Source organism: Streptomyces sp. NPDC041200 (assembly GCF_055591805.1).
Window position 1 is genome coordinate 1 of record NZ_JBVIZF010000032.1, and the last position, 20,788, is coordinate 20,788.

Below are 20,788 nucleotides of genomic sequence, written 5' to 3' on the forward strand. Positions count from 1 at the left end.
CCCGCTTCCGGGCGCTCGCCGTCGCCGCGGGCTACCCCACCGAGGCCGTCCACGCCGCCGACCCGGTCGGCGAGATCGCCCGCTACGGCCCGAACCGCATGATCGCCCAGTGCGTGCGCGACGCCACGCCGATCCTGCTGCCGCACACGTCCGAGCAGGACATACGCCGTATCGCGCGCGACGAGGCCGCCGCCGACGTGCTGCGGCGCGAGGGCGTCCACTCCTACATCGCGGCCCCGCTCATCGCCCGCGGCAGCGTGCTCGGCACCCTCAGTCTGCACCGCACGGTCAACCCCCGGCCGTTCGACGAGGACGATCTGACCCTCGCCTGCGAGCTGGCCATCCGCGCCGCCCTCGCCATCGACAACGCCCGCCTGTACGGGCGGGAACGCGACGCCGCGCTCACCCTCCAGCGCAGCCTGCTGTCCCTGCCGCCGCGCGACCTCGACGGCCTGGAGACCGCCTCCCGCTATCTGCCCGCGGTCAGCGCCGCCGGTGGCGACTGGTTCGATGTGCTGCCGATGGAGGACGGCAGGGTCGGTCTGGTCGTCGGGGACGTCATGGGCAAGGGGATCCACGCCGCCGCGATCATGGGGCAGCTGCGCACCGCGACCCGTGCCTTCTCCAAGCTCGAGCTGCCGCCCGTCGAGCTGTTGCGCCATCTCGACGAGATCACCCGCACCCTGGGGGAGTCCATCGCCACCTGCCTGTACGCGGTCTGCGACCCGCGCACCGGGCACTGCGAGCTGTCCACCGCAGGCCATCTGCCGCCGGTCCTGGTCCACCCGGGCGGCGCCGCCGAGCTGATCGACACCCCGAGCGGCGCACCGCTGGGCGTCGGCGGCGTTCCGTTCGCGGCGGTCGACTGCGAACTGGCCGAGGGCGCGGTGCTGGCCCTGTTCACCGACGGCCTGGTGGAGAAGCGGCACGAGTCGCTGGACGTCGGCCTGCACACCCTGGTCCAGCTGCTGCGCCGGCACCGCCACGGCCCGCTGGACCGGATCTGCGACCAGGTGCTCGCGGCGCTGCACGGGGCGCCGGACGACGATGTGGCGCTGCTGCTGGCCCGACTGTGCGGGCGCTCGTGACATGGGTACGGTGGGATAAGCCGTACATGACCGGAATCGAGATGGCATGGTGCCCATGCGTCAGCTCGCCCGCGCTTCCACCGTCCTGATCACCCTGATCGCGGTCGCCCTCGGCCTCGGCGGTACGGCCGGGGTCCACGCGGCGCCCGAACCGGAACGCGGACCCGAGCCCCAGGTCGCCGTCATCGGCACCGGCGGCACCATCGCGGGCGTGGCCAAGAGCCGGGTGTCCTTCCAGAACTACGAGTCCGGGCAGCTCCCGGTGTCCCGGCTGGTCGACGACCTCAGGCCCGAGGTGGACCGGCTCGCCGACGTCCGGACACGGCAGTTCGGCAACAAGGACTCCAACGACTACTCCGTCCCCGAGTACCGGAAGCTCACCGCCGCGGTCGACGACGCGCTGCGGACCAACGACGCGGTCGTCGTCACCACCGGTACGGACACCATGGAGGAGTTCGCGTACTGGCTGGACCTCACCGTCCGCAGCGACAAGCCCGTGGTGCTCACCGGCGCGATGCGTCCCTGGACCGTCATCGGCTCCGACGGCCCCGCCAACCTCTACAACGCGATCCACCTCGCGGCGAGCGGCCGCACCACGTGCTACGGCACGGTCGTCATGCTCAACGACCAGATCCAGGCCGCGCGCGACGTCCGCAAGGCCGACGCGCTGCGGCTCAACGCCTTCACCAGCGGCAGCAGCGGTGAGCTGGGCGTCGTCGACCAGAACCACATCCGCCTCGACCGGGCCCCGGCCCGCGTCCAGGAATGCGGCAAGCCGGGCTGGCAGACCCCCTTCGACCTGGACCGCCTCGCCCGGCGGCCGCTGCCGAAGGTCGAGATCGCCTACAGCTACCAGGGCGCCGGGCCCGAGGCCATCAAGGCGTTCGCCGACGCGGGCGCGGCCGGTATCGTCACGGCGGGCACCGGCGCGGGGGGCCTCTCCCCGGCCATGACGGAGGCCCGCGCGGACGCGGTGAAGAACGGCGTGCTCTTCGCGTCGGCCTCCCGCACCGGGTCGGGCGCGGTGTACGACCCTGATGTGCGCGGTGTGGTCGGCGCGCAGGACCTGACCCCGCAGAAGGCCCGGCTGCTGCTGACCCTGTCCCTGGCGAAGACTCACAACGAGGACCGCGTCCAGCACTGGTTCACCACGCTGGGGCCAGAACGCCTGGTGTCCCCGCGGCGGTAGATCAGGTCGTTGGCAGGAGATCCGCGGCCGTGACGCGATGGAGGTGGACCAGCACGTCGAACTGGCGCCCGAGCGAGGTTTGATAGGGGTTCTCCGGCCAGGAGTTCCCGATGGAGCGGGTCAGCCGCTTCGCCAGCAGCCAGCCCCGCGCCGGCTCGGGCGCGGCCCGCAGATCGACGTAGTAGTCCCGGCGCGAGACGCGCTCCAGCACCTCCTCATTGCTGCCCGCGCCCAGCGGCTGCACGGAGAAGCGGCGGTAGGGCTCCGCCGGATCCGTCAGATCCATCGCGTTGAACGAGCCTTGCCCGAAGGTGTAGCCGATGTTCACGTATCCGGCCCCGACCGTCTCGCGCAGGAACTCCCCCTGGGTCTTCGGATACTGCTCAGGATTGTCGGACTCGTAGGAGACGTGGCCGTTGTGGGCCGACAGCAGCATCCGGTGGCCGGTGTGCCGCTGCCACCACACGGTGTTCTCCGCCATGACCCGGTCGCGGTAGAGCATGGCCCGGGCGATCTTCTCCGGGTCGGAGAGGTCGTAGTACGAGTAGAGGGTGCCGGTCTGGGAAATGGCCCTGGCGTGCTGGAGAGCCCACTCGTACGCCTTACGGTCCCCGTCCGGCCCCTGCGCCCGAAGCAGCTCGTAGGCGCGCCGCACGTCCGTGGCCGTCCGCTCGCGCTCGGCGATGGGCTTGGCCAGGTTCTCGTTGACGGTCTCCGCCACGCTCCCGGTCGGCCGGAGCGCGCGGTAGGAGCGGCGGAACTCCGGCAGCAGCCGCGGGTGGTGGGCGGACACATAGTCCGTGACCTCGTCGAAGAGCTCAGGTCCCGCGTAGCCGTTGTCCTCACCCATGAACCGCACGGGGTGGTCGGGGTGGCGGACGTTGTGGGCGCGCATCCACCTCAGCAGATCGAGATATTCGCGGGTGTTCCATATCCGGTACGAGCTCTGGAACTCCTTCCGCATGATCTTCTCCGGGTCGCCCTTCCCGTACAGCACGTACGTGTTGAGGACCAGGCCGGTGGACCAGGGCGCCTCCAGCGCGAAGGTGGTGAAGCCCTTCTCTTCGACGAGGTACCGGAAGACGCGGTGCTTCATCGTGAAGAACTGCCGGGAGCTGTGCGTGGCCTCACCCAGTCCGACGATCTTCGCCGAGCCGATCATGCGGCCGAGCGGGCGCAGATCGCCTCCGGGGGCGCCGGGCTCCGTGGTGCGCAGCGGCTGCGCGACGCGCGCCAGTTCGCGCACCGGATCGGTGGTGGTCCTCGCGTTCGCGTGCGCCGACGGGGCGGCGACGGTCAGCGCCAGCAGGAGCAGCAGTAACCGAGGTAATCGATGTGATACACGCATGGATCAAGACTGCCGATGGTGGCAGGTCCCGGACAGCCTGCCACCTTCAGTTCTCCTCCTGGGGACAACCACAGGTCCGCGGGTCAGGTGAACCAGCGTCGGCCCTGCCCGGTGAGTACGCGGCCGAACTCCAGCTCGGGGAAATGGGCGCCGACGCCGATGGCCGCCTCGTCTTCGAGTTCACGGAACAGCCGCTCGCGGACCCGTTGCGCGAGCTGGGGATCGACGTCGCCCATGGAATGCCAGGTGGGCTCATCCAGCTGGACCGGGCAGACGACCGCGTCGCCGAGCAGAATCGCGCGGCGGCCTTGGGAGGCGACGATGACACACAGGTGCGGTAGTCCGCCTCCGGGACGGTGGAGGGCAGCACGAACGTGGTCTCGGACAGATTGGTCCAACGTGCCAGGCGCCGCATCTCGCGGCCGCCCGCTACTCCTGCCCGCGGAACGTGGCTCGGTACGCGGTCGGGGAGACGCCCAGGGCGTCTCGCAGGTGCATGCGCAGGGACGCCGCCGTGCCGAAGCCCGCTTCCGCCGCTACCTGGTCCACTGGCAGGTCCGTTTCTTCCAGGAGCTGGCATGCCCGTTCCACGCGGCGCTGCGTCAGCCAGCGGACCGGGGTCATGCCGACCTCCTCCCGGAAGCGGCGGGAGAACGTGCGTACGCTCATCGACTCGTGCGCGGCCAGTTCCGCGAGGGTCAGGGGGCGGTCGAGGCGCGTCAGGGCCCAGGCGCGGGCCTCTCGTGTGGAGGTGCCGTGCGGGGCGGGGACGGGGCGGCGGATGAACTGGGCCTGGCCGCCGTCGCGGTGCGGGGCCACCACCGCGCCGCGCGCGACTTCACCGGCCACCGCGGAGCCGTGGTCGAGCCGGATCAGGTGCAGCAGCAGGTCGATGCCGGAGGCGTCCCCGGCGGAGGTGAGGACGTCGCCCTCGTCGGCGTACAGGACGTCGGGGTCCAGCTCGACCGACGGGTACAGCGCCCGGAACTGGTCGGCGGCCTGCCAGTGCGTCGTCGCGCGGCGGCCGTCCAGCAGCCCGGCGGCCGCCAGGACGAAGGCGCCCGTGCAGATGGAGGCGATCCGGGTGCCGGGCCGCCGGATGCGGGCGAAGGCATCGGCCAGGGCGGGGCCGAGACGGCCCTCGGTCTGGGGTTCGTCCTTCTCGTTGGCGGCCGGGACGATCACCGTGTCGGCCTCGGCCAGCACCTCCGGCCCGTGGGCGACGTTCACGCTGACGTCGGAGTCCGTACGCACCTCACCGGGCACCAGCGCACACGTCACCACCTCGTACAGCGGCTCGCCGGACGCCGAGACGGCCCGGCCGAACAGCCGGTGCGCCATGCCCAGCTCGAACGGCAGCATCCCGTGCCGCACGAGCACGGCCACCCGGTGGCGGTCCGGGTGGGTGAAGACAGCAGCCATGCCGCGATTCTCGCACCTGACGCGCGGCTCAGTGCTTGGCCCGGCTCGGCTGGACCCGCTTCGGCTCGCCCTTCATCTTGGGGTGCTCCGGCGGATACGGAAGGTCGGCGAGACCGTGCTCCCGCTCGTCCCGGTCGGCCAGTTCCAGCGCGGCCTCCAGCCGGTACGTGTGCTCGTCCATGTCCGCGTGCACATCGCCCACCTCGCGGTAGCGCACCGGCATGGTGGCCAGGTCGAAGTCGCGCGGCCGGGCGTCCGGCACCTCGTCCCAGCGCAGCGGCGCGGAGACCGGGGCGTGCGGCCGGGGGCGTACGGAATAGGCGCTGGCGATGGTGCGGTCCCGCGCCGTCTGGTTGTAGTCCACGAAGATCTTCTGGCCGCGTTCCTCCTTCCACCACGCCGTGGTGATGCGCTCCGGCGCCCGCCGCTCCAGCTCCCGGGCGACCGCGATCGCCGAGCGCCGCACCTGGGTGAAGGTCCACTCCGGCGCGATGGGCACGAAGACGTGCAGCCCCCGCCCGCCCGAGGTCTTGGGCCAGCCCCGCAGCCCCAGCTCGTCCAGCACCTGGCGCAGCTCGCCCGCAGCCCGCACCGCGTCCCCGTAGTCCGTGCCCGGCTGCGGGTCGAGGTCGATGCGCAGCTCATCGGGGTGCTCGGTGTCGCCGCGCCGCACCGGCCACGGGTGGAAGGTCAGACAGCCCAGGTTGGCGGCCCACACCACGGCCGCCACCTCGGTGGGGCACAGCTCGTCCGCGTACCGGCCGCTGGGGAAGGAGATGCGGCCGGTCGGGATCCAGTCGGGCAGGTTCTTCGGCGCCCGCTTCTGGAAGAACGACTCCCCCTCCACGCCGTCCGGGTAGCGCTCCAGCGTCGTCGGCCGGTCCCGCAGCGCCCGCAGCACGCCGTCGCCGACGGCGAGGTAGTAGCGGGCGAGGTCGAGCTTGGTGAAACCGCGCTCCGGGAAGTACACCTTCCCGGGGTTGGACAGCCGCACCGCGCGCCCACCGACGTCAAGCTCCACCGTCTCTGCCATACCCCAACGCTAGGTCCACTCCGCCCGCTCCACCTCCCGGCGCGCGCCCGGGCCGCGCCAGGGACACAATCGAAGACATCATGGACCTTCCGGTGATGCCCCCGGTGGCACCGATGCTGGCCAAGTCGGTGGCCACGATCCCGCCCGGGATGCGGTACGAGGCGAAGTGGGACGGCTTCCGGGCCATCGTGTTCCGCGACGGGGACGAGATCGAGGTCGGCAGCCGCACCGGCAAGCCGCTCACCCGCTACTTCCCCGAACTCGTCGACGCCTTCCGCACCCACCTGCCGCCGCGCTGCGTCCTGGACGGCGAGATCGTCATCGCGCGCGAGGGCCGCCTGGACTTCGACGCCCTCCTGGAGCGCATCCACCCCGCCGACTCCCGGGTACGGATGCTGGCCCGGACCACTCCGGCGGGCTTCGTCGCCTTCGACCTCCTCGCCCTCGGCGACACCTCGTACCTGGACGCACCCCTCAGCGAGCGCCGCGACGCCCTGACCGAGGCGCTGCGCGAGGCCGCCGACCCCGTGTTCACCGCCCCCTGGACCGATGACCTCGACGTGGCCCAGCGGTGGTTCGACCACTACGAGGGCGCCGGGCTCGACGGCATCGTCGCCAAGCGCCCCGACCTCGGCTACCGGCCCGGCGAACGCGTCATGGTCAAGGTCAAGCACGAGCGCACCGCCGACTGCGTGGTGGCCGGGCTCCGGCTGCACAAGTCCGGACCGGTCGTCGGCTCGCTGCTGCTCGGCCTGCACGACGCCACCGGCCGCCTCCAGCACGTCGGCGTCTGCGCCGCCTTCCCGATGCGCCGCCGCCAGGAGCTGATGACCGAACTGGAGCCGCTGCGCATGGAGTCGGTCGAGGGCCACCCGTGGGCCGACTGGGCGCGGGAGGAGGCGCACGCGCAGAGCCGGATGCCGGGCGCGCCCAGCCGCTGGACCGGCGTCAAGGACCTGTCCTGGCTGCCGCTGCGCCCGGAGCGGGTGTGCGAGGTGGCGTACGACCACATGCAGGGCGACCGCTTCCGGCACACCGCCCGGTTCCGGCGCTGGCGGCCCGACCGCGAGCCGGGGGAGTGCGGCTACGCGCAGCTGGAGGAGCCCGTCTCGTACGACCTGCGCGAGGTGCTCGGTACCTAGAGGCGTACCCGGAGGCGGCGCGGGCGATCAGCGCTTGGCGCCGGGCTGCTCGGCCATGCGCGCGAACCAGTCCCGCGCCGCCTCCGCCGCCTGCTCCAGCGCCCCGGGCTCCTCGAAGAGATGGGTCGCCCCGGGCACCACATGCACTTCGTGCGGCGCGGCCAGCATCGCGGCGGCCTGCTCGTTCAGCCGCAGTACCTCGTGGTCGTCCCCGCCCACCACCAGCAGTACGGGCGCGCCCACCCGGTTCAGCACCCCGCCCGCCAGGTCGGGGCGGCCGCCGCGGGACACCACGGCCCGCACCCGCTCCGGCCGCTCCGCGGCGGCTGTCAGGGCGGCCGCCGCGCCCGTACTGGCGCCGAACAGGCCCACCGGCAGCCCGCTGGTGCCGGGGTGCCCGGCGAGCCAGTCGACCGCCGCCACCAGGCGCCGTCCCAGCAGCGGGATGTCGAACCGGTGCTCCGCGGTGATCGCGTCCACCCGCTCCTCGGCATCCGTGAGCAGGTCGAACAGCAGCGTCGCGAGCCCCGCCCGCTGCAGCACCCCGGCCACCGCGCGATTGCGCGGGCTGTGCCGGGAACTGCCGCTGCCGTGCGCGAAGGCGACCACGGCCGAGGGGTGTGCGGGAAGGGCCAGATCGCCCACGAGCAGGGCGTCGTCCGCGGCGATACGGGCGGTCTCGGAGCGCATCGGCACCTCCTGCCGGGCCGGGAAGCCATCGGGTTACGGGTGCTACGGGGACTACGCGTGGGCCAGCAGCCCCTGGCGCAGCTCGCTGTAGAGCCGGGACAGCCGGCGGGATATGTGCATCTGCGAGAAGCCGAGGATCTCGCCGATCTGGCTCTGCGAGAGCCCGGCGAAGAACCGCAGGTAGAGCACGTAGCGGTCCTGTTCGGAGAGGTTGGCGATGAGCACCCGCAGCGATTCCCGGTTGACGACCCGTTCGATCGCGGCGTCGTCCGCGCCGACCGTCTCGGCGAGCAGCCGCTCCTCGGCGCCCTGCACCGCGGCGTTGAGGGACAGCGGGGTGCAGGAGGCGCTGGCTTCGAGACCGGCGCGTACGTCCTCCTGCGGCATGCCGGTGCGGGTGCTGATCTCCCCGACGGTCGGGGTGCGGCCGCCCAGCTCCTGTTCCAGCGCGTCGCGCGCGGAGCGGGTGCGGGAGCGGACCTCCTGGATGTTGCGCGGGATGTGCAGCGTCCACAGATAGTCGCGGAAGTGCCGCTTCAGCTCGCCGGTGATGACGGGGATGGCGTACGAGGGGAAGGCGTGGCCGAGGTCCGGGTTGTAGCGGTCGACGGCCTTCACCAGGGCCAGCGAGGCGACCTGGGTGAGGTCTTCCATGTTCTCGCCCTTGTTGCGGAAGCGCAGCGCCAGCCGTTTGGCGACCGGCAGCCACTCGCAGATGATCGCCTCGCGCAGCGCGTCGCGCTCGGGCCCGCAGGGCAGCCGGGACATGCGCAGAAAGGCGCCGCCGGTGTCGGGGGTGTCGTCGTGGCGTCGGCGGCGAGTCGCGGTTGCTGGCATGGTCACTCGCCTCCGTGGTCCGATGTCACGGCCTGCGCGCGGCACAACGGCGGTGCGGTGGTGCGGTGAGGTCCCGCTCTCCAGAGGGGCGATCGGTGTCACGGTCGGTTCTGCGGTCTGCGGTCGCCACCAGGCTCGCATGCCCCCCAAGGTCGTGCAATTCGGCTAAATCGCCCACCCTTTTCCGTGTCTTTGGGGGGAATTATGACACCGGGTGATTCGGTGCCGGAGCGGTGGGTATCCGCCGGGGATGGACGCCACCCTTCGTCTCGCTCAGCAACCCGAGGCCGACGCCCTGCTCGCGCGCAGCCCCCTGGCCCTTCTGACCGGCATGCTGCTCGATCAGCAGGTGCCCATGGAATGGGCGTTCACCGGCCCGTACACGATCGCGCGGCGATTGGGCGCCGACGATCTGGACGCCCATGAGATCGCCGCGTACGACCCCGAGCGGTTCCCGGCGCTGCTCTCGGAGAAACCGGCCGTGCACCGCTACCCCGGATCGATGGCCAAGCGGATCCAGCAGCTGTGCCAGTACCTGGTCGAGCACTACGACGGCGACGCGGCCGCCCTGTGGCGCGATGCCGCCACCGGCGCCGAACTCCTCAAGCGGCTGAACGCCCTGCCCGGCTACGGCAAGCAGAAGTCCCAGATCTTCCTGGCCCTGCTCGGCAAGCGGTTCGGGGTGCGGCCCGAGGGCTGGCGCGAGGCGGCGGGGGCGTACGGCGAGGAGGGCTCGTACCGCTCGGTGGCCGACATCACCGGGCCCGAGTCGCTGGACAAGGTGCGCTCGTACAAGCAGCAGATGAAGAAGCAGGCCAAGGCGGGCGGCGCCGCGGGCTGACGACGGCGGCCGGCTCAGGCCGTGCCCAGCGCGTCGCGGAGGGTGTCCACGGCAAGGGTGAGCGCGGCCCGTGCCGCATGGGTGTCGCGCAGCGCGTCCAGCATCAGGAAGTCATGGATGATGCCCTGCATCCGCAGCGCGGTCACCGGCACACCGGCGTCCCGGAGCTTGTTCGCGTACGCCTCGCCCTCGTCCCGCAGCACATCGGCCTCACCGGTGATGACCAGCGCGGGCGGCAGCCCCTTGAGCCGGTCGGGGTCCGCGCGCAGCGGGGAGACGGTGATCTCGGCCCGCTGGGCGGGGTCGGTGGTGTACTGGTCCCAGAACCACTTCATGGCCTCGCGGGTCAGGTAGTAGCCGTCGGCGAACTGCTCGTACGAGGCGGTGTCGAATCTCGCGTCGGTCACCGGGTAGAACAGCACCTGCTGGACGGGGGAGACATCGCCGCGCTCCTTGGCCAGCAGCGTCAGCGCGGCGGTCATGTTGCCGCCCACCGAGTCCCCGGCCACCGCGATCCGGTCCGGGTCGAGCCCGGCGCCCTCGCCGTGCGCCACGATCCACTGCCCGACCGCGTAACACTGCTCCAGGGCCACCGGGTAGCGGGCCTCGGGGGAGAGGTCGTACTCGGGGAACACCACGGCCGCGCCGACTCCGACCGCCAGCTCCCGGACGAGCCGGTCATGGGTGTGCGCGTCGCCGAACACCCAGCCCGCGCCGTGTACGTAGAGAATCACCGGAAGGGTTCCGGAGACATTCGGCGGACGGATGATCCGCGCCTTCACGCTACCGGCCGGAATCCCGGTGACGCTGATCCACTCCTCGTCGACCTCGGGCTTGGGCACCTCGCCGGACTGCAGCTCGTCGACCGTCCTGCGGCCCTCCGCGGGCGACATCTGGTACAGGTACGGCGGCTTCGCGGTGGCCTCGGCGAGCGCGGCGGCTGCGGGTTCCAGAACGGGGTGGGGCGGTGCGGTGCGCGGCATCTCGGCTCCTCGACGGTCCGGGATTCCGACCATCTCACCGCCGCCGCGCCCGCACCTTTCCGCTTGCGCCAACAGGGGGAGCAGCGGAGGTCGGATCTGGGTGCCGGATCAGGTCAGCGGGCCCGGCGCCGGGGACGGGTCGGGGACCGGATCGGGGCCCGGGGGCTGCGGGACGGGGTCCGGGGACGGGCCCGGAGGCGGCCCCGGGGTGGGGTTCGGCGGCGGCTCCGGGGTGGGGTTCGGCGGCGGCTCCGGCGGAGGAGAGGGCACCGGGTCCGGCGGGGGCCCCGGCGGCGGTCCGGGCACGGGCCCCGGCGCGGGCCCCGGCTCGGGCCCGCCCGGCCCGGGCGACGGGGTCGGGTTCGGCGGCACCGGGTCGGGCTGCGTCGGGTCGGCGGTGGAATGCGGCTTCGTCTGCCGTGCCACGGTGTCCTCCAAAAGCTCGCGAGACGGTGGTCACGTCATGTGCGGGGCGGGTGCCCCGCGGGCCGGGTGCCCGATATCCCCGGGGCCACGCATGCCCCGGCGCCTTCCACCGTACGTCGGGAGGCGCCGAAGGCACCGTCAGTCCGCGTCCACGATCACGACCTCGACGCCACCGGCGCGCAGCGCCCGGATCTCCGCCTCGTCGGAGCCGCTGTCGGTCACCAGGGTCCAGCCGGGTGGCAGCCGTATCCAGGTGTGGAACGGGCGCCGGCCGACCTTGGCCGCGTGCGCCAGCACGTACACCCGCTCGGCGCGACGGGCCATCAGCTCCTTCAGCCGGGTCTGGCGCAGGTCCGCCTCGCAGATGCCGTGTTCGGCCGTCACCCCGTCGGCGCCCAGGAAGACCCGGTCGAACGTCATGCGCTCCAGCGCCGCCTCGGCGAGGGGGCCCAGGAAGCTCTGGCTCAGCGGGCGGAGCGTACCGCCCAGGCACTCGACCCGTACGGACTCCACGTCGGCCAGCTCCTGGAGCGCGGTGAGCCCGGTCGTGGCCACCGTCAGCTCCTCGGCCGTGCGCAGCTCATGGGCGAGGGCGCCGACGGTCGAGCCCGCGTCCAGCAGCACCGTCTCGCCGGTACGGACCGCCGAGGCCGCCCAGCGGGCGATGGCCCGCTTCGCCTCGAATGCCTCGCCGGTGCGCTGCCGCAGCGAGGCCTCGGGGTGGGCGACCAGGGCCATCGCCCCGCCGTACGTCCGCGCCAGCCGTCCGTCGGCGGTCAGCTGCGCGAGGTCGCGGCGGATGGTGGAGGCGGTGACCCCGAAGGTGTGGGACAGCTCCTCCACGCTGGCGAGGCCCGTGGTCGTCGCGAGGTGGACGATCTGGTCGCGCCGGGCCCGTGCTCCCTGTACCGGCAATGTCACTCGTCCTTCTCGGTCACGTGGCTTCAGGGCTTCAGCGGGCGGGCGAGGGCGACATCTCGGCGGCCTGCCGCAGCGCCTCGATCATGCTACCGGCGTCGGCCTTGCCGGTACCGGCGATGTCGAACGCGGTGCCGTGGTCGACGGAGGTGCGGATGACGGGGAGGCCGACGGTGAGGTTGACCCCGGCCTCCAGGCCCAGCACCTTGACCGGGCCGTGGCCCTGGTCGTGGTACATGGCCACGATCAGGTCGTAGTCGCCGCGCCCGGCCAGGAAGAAGGCGGTGTCGGCGGGGAGCGGTCCGCGGGCGTCGATGCCGTCCCCGCGCAGCACCTCCAGCGCGGGCACGATCTTCTCCTCCTCCTCGCCGTAGCCGAACAGCCCGTTCTCCCCGGCGTGCGGATTGATCCCGCACACCCCGATCACCGGCTCCGGGGTCCCGGCCCGGACCATCGCCTCGTGGCCGCGGCGCACGGTGCGTTCGACCAGCCCCGGTTCGATCTTGTTGACGGCGTCGATCAGCCCTATGTGGGTGGTGACGTGGATGACCTTCACCGTCGGGGTGGCCAGCATCATCGACACCTCCTCGACGCCGGTGAGATGGGCCAGCAGCTCGGTGTGACCGGGGAAGATGTGCCCGCCCGCGTGCAGGGCCCCCTTGTTCAGCGGCGCGGTGCAGATGCCCTGCACCTCACCGTCCATGGCGAGCCGGGCGGCCGTCCGCACGTACTGGTACGCGGCGTCCCCGGCGACCGCCGACAGCTCGCCCCAGGGCAGCCCGGCGGGCAGCAGCCCGAGGTCGATGACGTTGATCCGGCCCGGCGTGAACTCGGCCTCGGCGGGCGCCCCGACCGTGACGATCTCGCACGCGATATCGCGCAGCCGGGCCGCCTGCCGCAGCCGCTCCGCGTCCCCGATGACCACCGGACGGCAGCGCCGCGGCGTCTCCGGGGCGAGCAGGGCGGGGACGATCACCTCGGGCCCGATGCCCGCGCCGTCGCCCATGGTGACCGCGATGAGCGGAAGCGAGCTGGTGGACGCATTCATGGACGGCGTGGACGGCGTGGACGGCATGGAGGGACCTTCCGTTCGGGTGTGGGGGCGCAGCGCGGAGACGATGTGACGCAGTGAATCGGGATCGCCGAAGCTGCCCGGGCGGGTCACGACGGACCGCCCGTCGGGAGTGCGGAGGTGTACGGCGCCGTGGTGCACCTGCCCGATGGGGTCGAGCCGGTCGATGGCGAGCGCGTCCAGCACCCGCCGCGCCGTCTCCCCACCGGTCAGGACGAGGTCGACCCGCCCGTCGCGCCCCGCGAGAGCGTCGGCGACGGCCCGCGCCAGCCTGTGCACCAACCGCCGGGCGGGCAGGGGGTCGCGCTGGGTCGGTACCGGGGTCTCGGCGGTGCCACCGGGCCCTGGCGCGGCGGCCGTTGCGGGGTGTGCCGCAGCGCGCGGACCAGCCGCCGGGGCGATGGTGACGACCGTGACCGGGGCCGTCAGCGGGGGCAGGGCGGCCTCGGGCGGCTCGGGCAGCAGGTCGGCAAGGCCGAGCGGGACGTGTACGGCGCCGTCGGCGACCAGCCGGCGTACCTGCTCGACGGCGCCCGGCTCGGCCGTACCGACGACGACCAGCAGGGGCGTCGCCTCTGCCGTATCCGCCCCCAGGCGCGCGGTGACGCCCGGCGCCCGGGCCTCGTCGCCCGCGAGGTGGCGGCCGAGGGCCATCGCCAGGCCGCCGGTGCCGACCAGGCGCAGGTGGGGGCCGTCAGCCAGCGAGGCCTCGACGATCGCGTCCAGGTCGGCGTCCGTCTCCGCGTCGCAGACCGCCATCCGGCCCGCCGCCACCGCCGCGCGCAGGGCGGACAGCAGGGCGGGCCTGGGGGCGCGGACGGTCGCGAGGGGGATCAGGGCGGTGGGCAGGCCGCCCAGGGCTTCGGGCAGCGAGGACGGCGGGGGCGTGGGCTCGGCGCGCCAGGCGTCGGTCTCGTGCAGCGGTATCCCGCCGACGTGCACCACGCCCGCGCGCACCACGCGCCCCGCGACCGGCAGGGCGGGGGCGACGACGACGCCCGCGCAGCCCGCGGCCAGCGCGGCGACCTCGGCGGCGACATTGCCCCGCAGCAGTGAGTCGATCTTCTTCAGGACCAGGGTGCCGCCCCCCGGCGCGGACCGCAGCGCCGCGCGGATCGCGTCGGCCGCGTCCCTGGGAGGGAGGTGGCGCGAGTCGAGGTCCAGCACGGTCACGTCCACGGCGGTCAGATCCTCGGGAGGTGTCCTGGAGGGCCCAAGGAGGTGGACCTGACTGCGCGTTGTGCGCGAACTCAGTCCGGCGGCTGTCTCGGCGGCACCGGACAGGTCGTCGGCGATGGCCAGCAGCCTCCGGAAGGGCGGCATCTCCACCGGTACCTCCTTGAATGGCCATGACAGGGGGAGCGGTCAGGCGCGGTCGGGCAGCGGACACGCTGTCGCCGCAGTCTCGATGATGGCACACGTTGCGCGAACCGCGCGAGAGGTATTGCGTAAAGCGCGCAGCCATGTCACGGTGACCGCCGCGACACCTAGTACTGCCGAGAGGTCGACGATGACCCGAATCCCCCAAGCCCCGGACATCAGCCGCCGGGCCGTGCTCCGCCTCGGAGCGGGCGCCTCCGCAGGTCTCGCCCTCGCCCCGCTCACCGGGTGCGCGGGCCCCACTGGTGGCCCCGGCCCCGGCGCCATCAGCCTGGGGCTGAACCGTTCCCTGGTCAGCCTCGACAACAAGCTCAACCAGTTCGACGCGGCCGTCACGGTGCAGCGCGCGGTCCGCCAGGGCCTGACCCGGATGGGCAAAGGGCTCCTGCCGGAGCTGGTGCTCGCCGATCGGTTCGAGATGACCGAGCCCACCCGCTGGACGGTGCGGCTGCGGGCCGGGGTGCGCTACTCCGACGGCAGCCCGGTCACCGTCAAGGACGTGGCGACCGCGCTGAAGATGTACTGGGGCGTCAACGGCTCGTTCATCGTGGGGCTCTTCCCCGAGCGGCCCGCCCTGGAGCCGGTGGACGAGCGGACGTTCTACCTGCACACCAAGCGCCCTGTCCCCATCCTCGACCAGCTGATGGCCAACATCCTCATCAGCCCGGCCGCCAAGAACCGGCCCGAGGAGCTGGGCGGCGGCGTCGGCTCCGGACCGTACGTGGTCACCTCGGCCAACTCCGGCACCGGCGAATACGCGCTCGCCGCCAACCACCGCTACTGGGGGCGGCGCCCCGCCACCCCCGGGGTGCGGGTCCGCTTCGTCCCCGAGGAGTCCAGCCGCGTGGTCGCCCTCCGCAGCGGCGAGCTGGACGTCATCGACACCATCACCCCCGACTCGGCCGAGCAGCTGCGCGGGCTCCCCGGAGTACGGCTCGACCGCACCACCGGCACCCGCGTCAACCAGCTGTTCTTCAATTTCCGCAAGCCCCGCGGCCATCCGCTCGCCGACCCGCGCGTACGCGAGGCGCTGAGCTACGCCATCGACGGCAAGTCCCTCGTCGACGACGTCCTCACCGGGTCCGCCCAGCAGGCCGAGGGCGTGGTCCCGCTCGCCCTCAAGGGCGCGATACGCACCGGCGGTTACGTCCACGACCCCGGCAAGGCGCGCGAACAGCTCACCGCGCTCGGCCACCGCGACCTCAAGGTGAAAATTATCTGGGAGTCCGGGGAGTTCCCCGGCGACACCTCGGTGATGGAAGCCGTCCTGGAGATGCTGCGCGACGCCGGAGTCCGCCCGACCCTCCAGCAGTTCGAACCCGGCGGCGACATCCAGCAATGGCGGCAGGGCCGCCGCGGCGACTGGGACGTCCTCGGCAACGGCTTCTCCGTCCCCACCGGACACGCCAGCACCAGCCTCCAGGGCATGTACGGCGGCACCCCGGAGAAGGAGAAGACCCGCGACACCTACCAGGGATACGTCTTCCCGAAGATCGCCGACCGGCTGGCCGACGCCTCCGCCGAAACCGACGAGAAAACCCGGAACGCCAAGCTCGCCGCCGTCCAGAAGGACATCTGGAACACCCGCCCCTGCCTGTGGGCCTTCGTCCCCGACGTGGTGCTGGCCCGCCGCTCCCGGGTCCGGGACGTATCGCTCCTGCAGCTCAACTCCTACGACCTCGCCGCCGTGCGCCTGGAGGGCTGAGCCGTGCCGCGCTATCTGATACGCCGCCTTGGCCAGAGCGTCCTGACCATCTTCCTGACCCTCTCCACCGTCTTCGTCCTGGTGCGCATGGCACCCGGCGACCCGGCCGCCGCCCTGGCCGGACCCAACCCCAGCAGCGCGGACCTCGCCCGGATCCGTGAACAGTTCGGGCTGGATCAGAGCCTGCTCACCCAGTACGGCGTCTTCCTGCGCGATCTGTTCACCGGCGACCTCGGGACCAGCTACTCCTTCCACGCCCCCGCCTTCGAGGTGGTCTTCGACCGGGTGCCGTACACCATCACCCTCGCCCTCTCCGCGATCGCGCTCACCACCGCGGTCGCCGTGCCGCTGGGGGTGTGGATGGCCCGCCGCGCCGACACCAAGCGCGAACTCGGCGCCAATGTGCTGACCATCGCCGGACAGTCCATGCCGGACTTCTGGACCGGCGTCATGCTGCTGACCGTCTTCGCCGTGCTGATGCCGGTGCTGCCCGCCTCCGGCTTCACCACCTGGAGCGGCCTGGTGCTGCCCACCGTCACCGTGGCGACCCTGCAGATGGCGCTCATCTCCCGGCTGGTGCGGCGCGAGATGGTCGCGGCCCTCAGCTCGCCGTACGTCACCACCGCCCGCTCCCGAGGTGTCTCTGAACGCGCCCTGACCTGGCGTTACGCCATGGGCAACTCGGCCATCCCGGTGCTCACCGCGCTCGGTACCCGGTTCGCCGCGATGCTCAACGGCGTGGTGGTGGTCGAGGTGGTGTTCGGCTGGCCCGGCGTCGGCTCGCTGGTCGTCCGCGCCCTGGAGACCCGCGACTACCCGCTGATCCAGGCGACCGTCCTGGTCACCGCCGCCCTGGCGGTCCTCGTCCAACTCCTCATCGACCTGGCCTACCCGCTGCTCGACCCGCGGGTACGCCTGGGAAAGGCGGCCTGAGAGATGAAAGGCGCTCTCGAACCCCCGGCCCCCACCGGCTCCTCGGACCCCACCGGCTCCTCGGCCCGCACCGCGTCCCCCTCGCGCGCCCAGGCCACCGCGGAGGCCACGTCCGCGCCCCGCCCCAGCCGGGTCACCGCCCGAGACCTGGCCCGCGCGGCCGCCACCCGGCGCCGCCGCAGCGCGAGCCTCAAGCTGTGGGCGGGCGTGGTGTGCACCCTGCTGGTGGTGGTGCCCGTCGCCCTCGCGCAGGTACTGCCGCTGCCCGGTGCGAACGACCAGGACCTCTCCCGCCGCCGCCTGGCCCCGCTGACCGACGGCCACCTCTTCGGCACCGACCAGCTCGGCCGCGACCTGCTCTCCCGGGTGCTGCACGGCGGCCAGGTGTCCCTGTCGATCGGTGTGCTCGCCGTCCTCGTCTCCGGCCTCATCGGCATCGTCGCGGGCGCCGCCGCCGGATACTTCGGCCGCTGGGTGGACGCGATCATCTCCCGGCTGCTGGAGGCGCAGATGTCGCTGCCGCTGCTGATGATGCTGCTGCTCGTCGTCGCCCTCTTCGGCCCGTCCGTCACCGTCATCACCTGCGTGATCGCCATCGCCCAGTGGCCCGAGGTGGCCCGGCTGACCCGCTCGCTGGTGCTGGTCGAACGCGAGAAGCCGTACGTGGCGGCCGCCCGGGTGCTGGGGCTGCGCCAGATCGCCATCCTGGCCCGCCACATCATCCCCAACATCGTCCGCCAGGCGTCCCTCGTCGTCCTGCTGCTGCTCGCCCAGGCCGTCCTGCTGGAGAGCGCGCTCAGCTACCTCGGCGCCGGGCCCCAGCGGCCGTTCGCCACCTGGGGGCGCATCATCTCCGACGGCCAGGACTACATCACCACCTCCTGGTGGCTGGTGACCCTGCCCGGCCTCGTCATCGCGCTGCTGGTGGTCGGGGTCAACCTGCTGGGCGACGGGCTGCGCGACCGTACCCGGCGACGTACGACGGAGGGCTCCTGATGAGCGACGCGACGACTGACGCGAGGAGCGAGGGGATGAGCGACGCGACGAGCGACCGGCAAGCCCCGCTGCTGGAGGTCGAGGACCTCCAGATCGAGCTGATCACCGAGCGCGGTGTGGTCCGCGCGGTCGACGGCGTCGGCTTCACCCTCGCCGCGGGCGAGACCGTGACCCTCATCGGCGAGTCCGGCTCCGGCAAGTCCACCACCGCGATGGGCCTGCTGCGGCTGCTGCCCGAGGGGCTGGCCGTACTGTCCGGCACCGCCCGCGTCCGGGGCGTCGACGTCATCGCCGACCCCCGCGCGGCCCGCCGGATCCGCGGCCGAGGCGTCTCCCTCATCCCGCAGGACCCGATGACCGCGCTCAGCCCGGTGCACACCATCGGCCGCCAGCTCGGCGAGGCGCTGCGCATCCGCCACCCGGAGCTGTCCCGCGCCGACGCCCGCGCCAAGGGCATCGACCTGCTCGGCCGGGTACGGATCCCCCGGCCCGAGACCCGGTGGGGCGCCTACCCCCACCAGTTCTCCGGCGGCATGCTGCAGCGCGTCCTCATCGCCATCGCGCTCGCCGCCGAACCCGAGCTGCTGGTCGCCGACGAGCCGACGTCCGCCCTCGACGTCACCGTCCAGGCGGGCGTCCTCGACCTCCTGATGGAGCTTCAGGAACGCACCGGCATCGGCATCCTCATGATCACCCACGATCTGGGGGTGGCCCGGCTGGTCTCCGACCGCATCCATGTCATGCGCGGTGGCCGCTTCGTGGAATCCGGCCCCGTCGAACAGATCGTGGAACACCCCGCCGAGGCGTACACCCGCGATCTGCTCGCCGCCGTCCCCACCCTGGGCCCCTGGGACGAAACCCCCGCCGCCCCATCCCCCGAGGAGGCCTCGCGATGACCACACCCCTGCTGGCCGTCGAGGACCTGGTGGTCGAATACCCGGTCCCGGGCGGCGTGTTCCGCGCGGTGGACGGTGTCGGCTTCACCGTCGCGCCCGGCGGCGCGCTCGCCATCGTCGGCGAGTCCGGCTGCGGCAAGTCCACCATCGCCCGCGCCATCGTCCGGCTGCTGCGCCCCACCGAGGGGCGCATCCTGCTCGACGGCGCCGACATCGCGTCCCTGCCCGAACGGCGGTTGCGGCCGCTGCGGCGCCGGGTGCAGATGGTCTTCCAGGACCCGTACGGATCCCTGGACCCGCATCTGACCGCCGAGGAGATCGTGGCCGAGCCGCTGCGGCTGGCCGGAACGCGGTCCGCCGCCGAGCGCGGCCGCCGGGCCGCCCAGCTGATCGACCAGGTGGGGCTGCCCACCAGCGCCCTCCAGCGGCGCCCCGCCGAGTTCTCCGGCGGCCAGCGCCAGCGGGTCGGCATCGCCCGCGCTCTGGCCAGCGGGCCCGAGCTGCTGGTCTGTGACGAGGCCACGTCCGCCCTGGACGTCTCCGTACAGGCCCAGGTGCTCCAGCTGCTGCGCGAACTCCAGGCCGAACAGAACCTCGCGTACATCGTCATCTCCCACAACCTCGGCGTGGTCCGTGAGATCAGCTCCGAGGTGGTGGTGATGCGCGGCGGGCGGATCGTCGAATCGGGCCCGACCGCGGATGTGCTCGCCGCGCCCACCCAGCCGTACACCAGGGCGCTGCGGCGCGCGGCGCTCGACCCGGCGACGATGCGGGGACGCAAACCGCGCGCCCTCGTGTCCGCGATCGTGACCGACCAGGACCATGGTCATGGCCAGGACCCTCACCGAACCTCAGGAGCAACGCAGTGAACGCGCACGCGCAGACCCACACCACCTCCCAGGCGTCCCCCGGCGGGGTGATCGTGCCCGGGGCCCCGGTGCCGCTGTCCCGGCTGGTGCTGGGCACGATGACCTTCGGCGACACGGTGGACCGGGCGGGCGCCGAGGCGATGCTGGACACCGCGCTCGACGCCGGGGTGACGGGCGTGGACACCGCCAACGCGTACGCCGGGGGCGCCACCGAAACCATCCTCGCCGAGCTGCTGCCCGGCCGCCGCGACCGGATCGTCCTCGCCACCAAGGCCGGGATGCCGCACGCCGACGCCGGTGAGCACTCCCCGCTGTCCGCGCGCGGCATGCGCGCGGCACTCGAAGGCAGCCTCCGCCGCCTCGGCACCGACCACGTCGACCTCTTCTACCTCCACCAGCCCGACCGCGCGGCGCCGCTGGAGGAGACGCTGAGCACGGTCGCCGAGTTCGTCGCCGAGGGCAAGATCCGCGCACTCGGCGTCTCCAACTACGCCGCCTGGCAGATCGCCGAGCTGACCCACACCGCCGACCGGGTCGGCGCCCCGCGCCCGGTGGTGGCGCAGCAGCTCTACAACCTGCTGGCCCGGCGCGTGGAGGAGGAGTACCGGGAGTACGCGGCCACCAGTGGCTTGCGCACGATGGTCTACAACCCCCTGGGTGGCGGCCTGTTGACGGGACGTCATGTCTACGAGGAGACCCCCGGGTCCGGCCGCTTCGGCGACTCCAAGCTCGCCGCGATGTACCGGCAGCGCTACTGGGACCCCCGCCTCTTCGAGGCGGTCCGCGACCTGGGCCGGATCGCGGACGAAGCGTCCATCCCGCTGACGGACCTGTCGCTGCGCTGGCTGCTGGGCCGCGACGGGGTGGACGCCCTGCTCCTGGGCGGCTCCCGGATCGAGCACCTGCGCGCCAACGTGGCGGCGGCCACCGCGGGGCCGCTCCCGGAGGACGTGGTGGCGGCGTGCGACGAGGTGGGCGCGAGGCTGAGGGGCCCGATGCCCGCGTACAACCGCTGAGCAG

At 72.8% G+C, this 20,788-nt stretch carries 20 protein-coding genes; 10 read left to right on the top strand and 10 right to left on the bottom strand.

Annotated elements, in window-relative coordinates:
- Both ACZ6CL_RS35635 and ACZ6CL_RS35640 read left to right on the top strand, forming a co-directional pair.
- On the top strand, positions 1–1,088 hold a 1,088-nt coding region (locus tag ACZ6CL_RS35635), incomplete at its 5' end, for a PP2C family protein-serine/threonine phosphatase (protein WP_468943786.1).
- Positions 1,089–1,143: 55 nt separating this feature from the next.
- Positions 1,144–2,277 (top strand): asparaginase, encoded by a 1,134-nt coding sequence (locus ACZ6CL_RS35640; RefSeq protein ID WP_468943789.1) that lies wholly within the window; start codon positions 1,144–1,146, stop codon positions 2,275–2,277.
- Position 2,278: 1 nt separating this feature from the next.
- On the opposite strand, the gene ACZ6CL_RS35645 is transcribed toward ACZ6CL_RS35640, so the two are convergent.
- From ACZ6CL_RS35645 to ligD, 4 genes are all read right to left on the bottom strand, one after another.
- The gene (locus ACZ6CL_RS35645; protein ID WP_468943792.1) at positions 2,279–3,625 is read right to left on the bottom strand and encodes an erythromycin esterase family protein; all 1,347 of its coding nucleotides are present in this window, start codon (positions 3,623–3,625) and stop codon (positions 2,279–2,281) included.
- 83 nt (positions 3,626–3,708) lie between these two features.
- Complete coding sequence (locus ACZ6CL_RS35650) at positions 3,709–3,861, bottom strand: hypothetical protein (protein ID WP_468943794.1); 153 nt, start codon at positions 3,859–3,861, stop codon at positions 3,709–3,711.
- Positions 3,862–4,054: 193 nt separating this feature from the next.
- Positions 4,055–5,047, bottom strand: a complete 993-nt coding sequence (locus tag ACZ6CL_RS35655; protein ID WP_468943796.1) for a GlxA family transcriptional regulator — start codon at positions 5,045–5,047, stop codon at positions 4,055–4,057.
- 28 nt (positions 5,048–5,075) lie between these two features.
- Positions 5,076–6,080, bottom strand: a complete 1,005-nt coding sequence (gene ligD, locus ACZ6CL_RS35660) for a non-homologous end-joining DNA ligase (RefSeq protein WP_468943799.1) — start codon at positions 6,078–6,080, stop codon at positions 5,076–5,078.
- A gap of 80 nt (positions 6,081–6,160) precedes the next feature.
- Between ligD and ACZ6CL_RS35665 the strand changes: the two genes are divergently transcribed.
- On the top strand, positions 6,161–7,222 hold the full coding sequence (locus tag ACZ6CL_RS35665; protein WP_468943801.1) for an ATP-dependent DNA ligase: 1,062 nt from the start codon (positions 6,161–6,163) through the stop codon (positions 7,220–7,222).
- A gap of 27 nt (positions 7,223–7,249) precedes the next feature.
- On the opposite strand, the gene ACZ6CL_RS35670 is transcribed toward ACZ6CL_RS35665, so the two are convergent.
- Both ACZ6CL_RS35670 and ACZ6CL_RS35675 read right to left on the bottom strand, forming a co-directional pair.
- Entirely contained in the window at positions 7,250–7,912 is a 663-nt protein-coding gene (locus ACZ6CL_RS35670) for a dienelactone hydrolase family protein (RefSeq protein WP_468943803.1), read from the bottom strand.
- Between the two features lie 51 nt (positions 7,913–7,963).
- A complete protein-coding gene (locus tag ACZ6CL_RS35675; protein WP_468943806.1) occupies positions 7,964–8,749 on the bottom strand; it encodes a SigB/SigF/SigG family RNA polymerase sigma factor in 786 nt (261 codons plus the stop codon).
- A 250-nt stretch (positions 8,750–8,999) separates the two neighbouring features.
- Here ACZ6CL_RS35675 and ACZ6CL_RS35680 point away from each other — a divergent pair, with 250 nt between their 5' ends.
- Positions 9,000–9,590: an HhH-GPD-type base excision DNA repair protein gene (locus ACZ6CL_RS35680; RefSeq protein ID WP_468943808.1), complete on the top strand. Its 591-nt coding sequence runs from the start codon at positions 9,000–9,002 to the stop codon at positions 9,588–9,590.
- Between the two features lie 14 nt (positions 9,591–9,604).
- Here ACZ6CL_RS35680 and ACZ6CL_RS35685 read toward each other — a convergent pair whose 3' ends face one another.
- The 4 genes from ACZ6CL_RS35685 to pdxA all read right to left on the bottom strand — a co-directional run bounded on the left by ACZ6CL_RS35685 (position 9,605) and on the right by pdxA (position 14,312).
- Positions 9,605–10,573 (bottom strand): alpha/beta hydrolase, encoded by a 969-nt coding sequence (locus ACZ6CL_RS35685; RefSeq protein ID WP_468943810.1) that lies wholly within the window; start codon positions 10,571–10,573, stop codon positions 9,605–9,607.
- Positions 10,574–10,681: 108 nt separating this feature from the next.
- Positions 10,682–10,999, bottom strand: coding sequence for a hypothetical protein (locus ACZ6CL_RS35690; RefSeq protein ID WP_468943813.1), 318 nt, complete (start codon positions 10,997–10,999; stop codon positions 10,682–10,684).
- 138 nt (positions 11,000–11,137) lie between these two features.
- On the bottom strand, positions 11,138–11,914 hold the full coding sequence (locus tag ACZ6CL_RS35695) for a DeoR/GlpR family DNA-binding transcription regulator (RefSeq protein ID WP_468943980.1): 777 nt from the start codon (positions 11,912–11,914) through the stop codon (positions 11,138–11,140).
- A 37-nt stretch (positions 11,915–11,951) separates the two neighbouring features.
- On the bottom strand, positions 11,952–14,312 hold the full coding sequence (gene pdxA / locus ACZ6CL_RS35700; RefSeq protein ID WP_468943983.1) for a 4-hydroxythreonine-4-phosphate dehydrogenase PdxA: 2,361 nt from the start codon (positions 14,310–14,312) through the stop codon (positions 11,952–11,954).
- A 187-nt stretch (positions 14,313–14,499) separates the two neighbouring features.
- On the opposite strand from pdxA, the gene ACZ6CL_RS35705 reads away from it, so the two are divergent.
- From ACZ6CL_RS35705 to ACZ6CL_RS35730, 6 genes are read left to right on the top strand one after another with little or no spacing between them, the layout of a single operon-like run.
- On the top strand, positions 14,500–16,074 hold the full coding sequence (locus ACZ6CL_RS35705; RefSeq protein ID WP_468943816.1) for an ABC transporter substrate-binding protein: 1,575 nt from the start codon (positions 14,500–14,502) through the stop codon (positions 16,072–16,074).
- 3 nt (positions 16,075–16,077) lie between these two features.
- Positions 16,078–17,007: an ABC transporter permease gene (locus ACZ6CL_RS35710; RefSeq protein ID WP_468943819.1), complete on the top strand. Its 930-nt coding sequence runs from the start codon at positions 16,078–16,080 to the stop codon at positions 17,005–17,007.
- 3 nt (positions 17,008–17,010) lie between these two features.
- Positions 17,011–18,003: an ABC transporter permease gene (locus tag ACZ6CL_RS35715; RefSeq protein WP_468943821.1), complete on the top strand. Its 993-nt coding sequence runs from the start codon at positions 17,011–17,013 to the stop codon at positions 18,001–18,003.
- 35 nt (positions 18,004–18,038) lie between these two features.
- A complete protein-coding gene (locus ACZ6CL_RS35720) occupies positions 18,039–18,899 on the top strand; it encodes an ABC transporter ATP-binding protein (RefSeq protein WP_468943822.1) in 861 nt (286 codons plus the stop codon).
- A complete protein-coding gene (locus ACZ6CL_RS35725; protein WP_468943825.1) occupies positions 18,896–19,768 on the top strand; it encodes an ATP-binding cassette domain-containing protein in 873 nt (290 codons plus the stop codon). The genes ACZ6CL_RS35720 and ACZ6CL_RS35725 overlap by 4 nt, the downstream gene beginning before the upstream one ends.
- Positions 19,765–20,784 (top strand): aldo/keto reductase, encoded by a 1,020-nt coding sequence (locus ACZ6CL_RS35730; protein WP_468943828.1) that lies wholly within the window; start codon positions 19,765–19,767, stop codon positions 20,782–20,784. The genes ACZ6CL_RS35725 and ACZ6CL_RS35730 overlap by 4 nt, the downstream gene beginning before the upstream one ends.
- Positions 20,785–20,788: the final 4 nt, after the last annotated feature.

Excerpts from the sequence above, each read along its gene's own strand:
- ligD (WP_468943799.1), bottom strand. The coding sequence starts at position 6,080 with ATGGCAGAGACGGTGGAGCTTGACGTCGGTGGGCGCGCGGTGCGGCTG.
- ACZ6CL_RS35640 (WP_468943789.1), top strand. The coding sequence starts at position 1,144 with ATGCGTCAGCTCGCCCGCGCTTCCACCGTCCTGATCACCCTGATCGCG.
- ACZ6CL_RS35645 (WP_468943792.1), bottom strand. The coding sequence starts at position 3,625 with ATGCGTGTATCACATCGATTACCTCGGTTACTGCTGCTCCTGCTGGCG.
- pdxA (WP_468943983.1), bottom strand. The coding sequence starts at position 14,312 with ATGCCGCCCTTCCGGAGGCTGCTGGCCATCGCCGACGACCTGTCCGGT.
- ACZ6CL_RS35675 (WP_468943806.1), bottom strand. The coding sequence starts at position 8,749 with ATGCCAGCAACCGCGACTCGCCGCCGACGCCACGACGACACCCCCGAC.
- ACZ6CL_RS35720 (WP_468943822.1), top strand. The coding sequence starts at position 18,039 with ATGAGCGACGCGACGAGCGACCGGCAAGCCCCGCTGCTGGAGGTCGAG.
- ACZ6CL_RS35685 (WP_468943810.1), bottom strand. The coding sequence starts at position 10,573 with ATGCCGCGCACCGCACCGCCCCACCCCGTTCTGGAACCCGCAGCCGCC.
- ACZ6CL_RS35650 (WP_468943794.1), bottom strand. The coding sequence starts at position 3,861 with ATGGGCGACGTCGATCCCCAGCTCGCGCAACGGGTCCGCGAGCGGCTG.
- ACZ6CL_RS35680 (WP_468943808.1), top strand. The coding sequence starts at position 9,000 with ATGGACGCCACCCTTCGTCTCGCTCAGCAACCCGAGGCCGACGCCCTG.
- ACZ6CL_RS35715 (WP_468943821.1), top strand. The coding sequence starts at position 17,011 with ATGAAAGGCGCTCTCGAACCCCCGGCCCCCACCGGCTCCTCGGACCCC.
- ACZ6CL_RS35725 (WP_468943825.1), top strand. The coding sequence starts at position 18,896 with ATGACCACACCCCTGCTGGCCGTCGAGGACCTGGTGGTCGAATACCCG.
- ACZ6CL_RS35670 (WP_468943803.1), bottom strand. The coding sequence starts at position 7,912 with ATGCGCTCCGAGACCGCCCGTATCGCCGCGGACGACGCCCTGCTCGTG.
- ACZ6CL_RS35665 (WP_468943801.1), top strand. The coding sequence starts at position 6,161 with ATGGACCTTCCGGTGATGCCCCCGGTGGCACCGATGCTGGCCAAGTCG.
- ACZ6CL_RS35655 (WP_468943796.1), bottom strand. The coding sequence starts at position 5,047 with ATGGCTGCTGTCTTCACCCACCCGGACCGCCACCGGGTGGCCGTGCTC.
- ACZ6CL_RS35705 (WP_468943816.1), top strand. The coding sequence starts at position 14,500 with ATGACCCGAATCCCCCAAGCCCCGGACATCAGCCGCCGGGCCGTGCTC.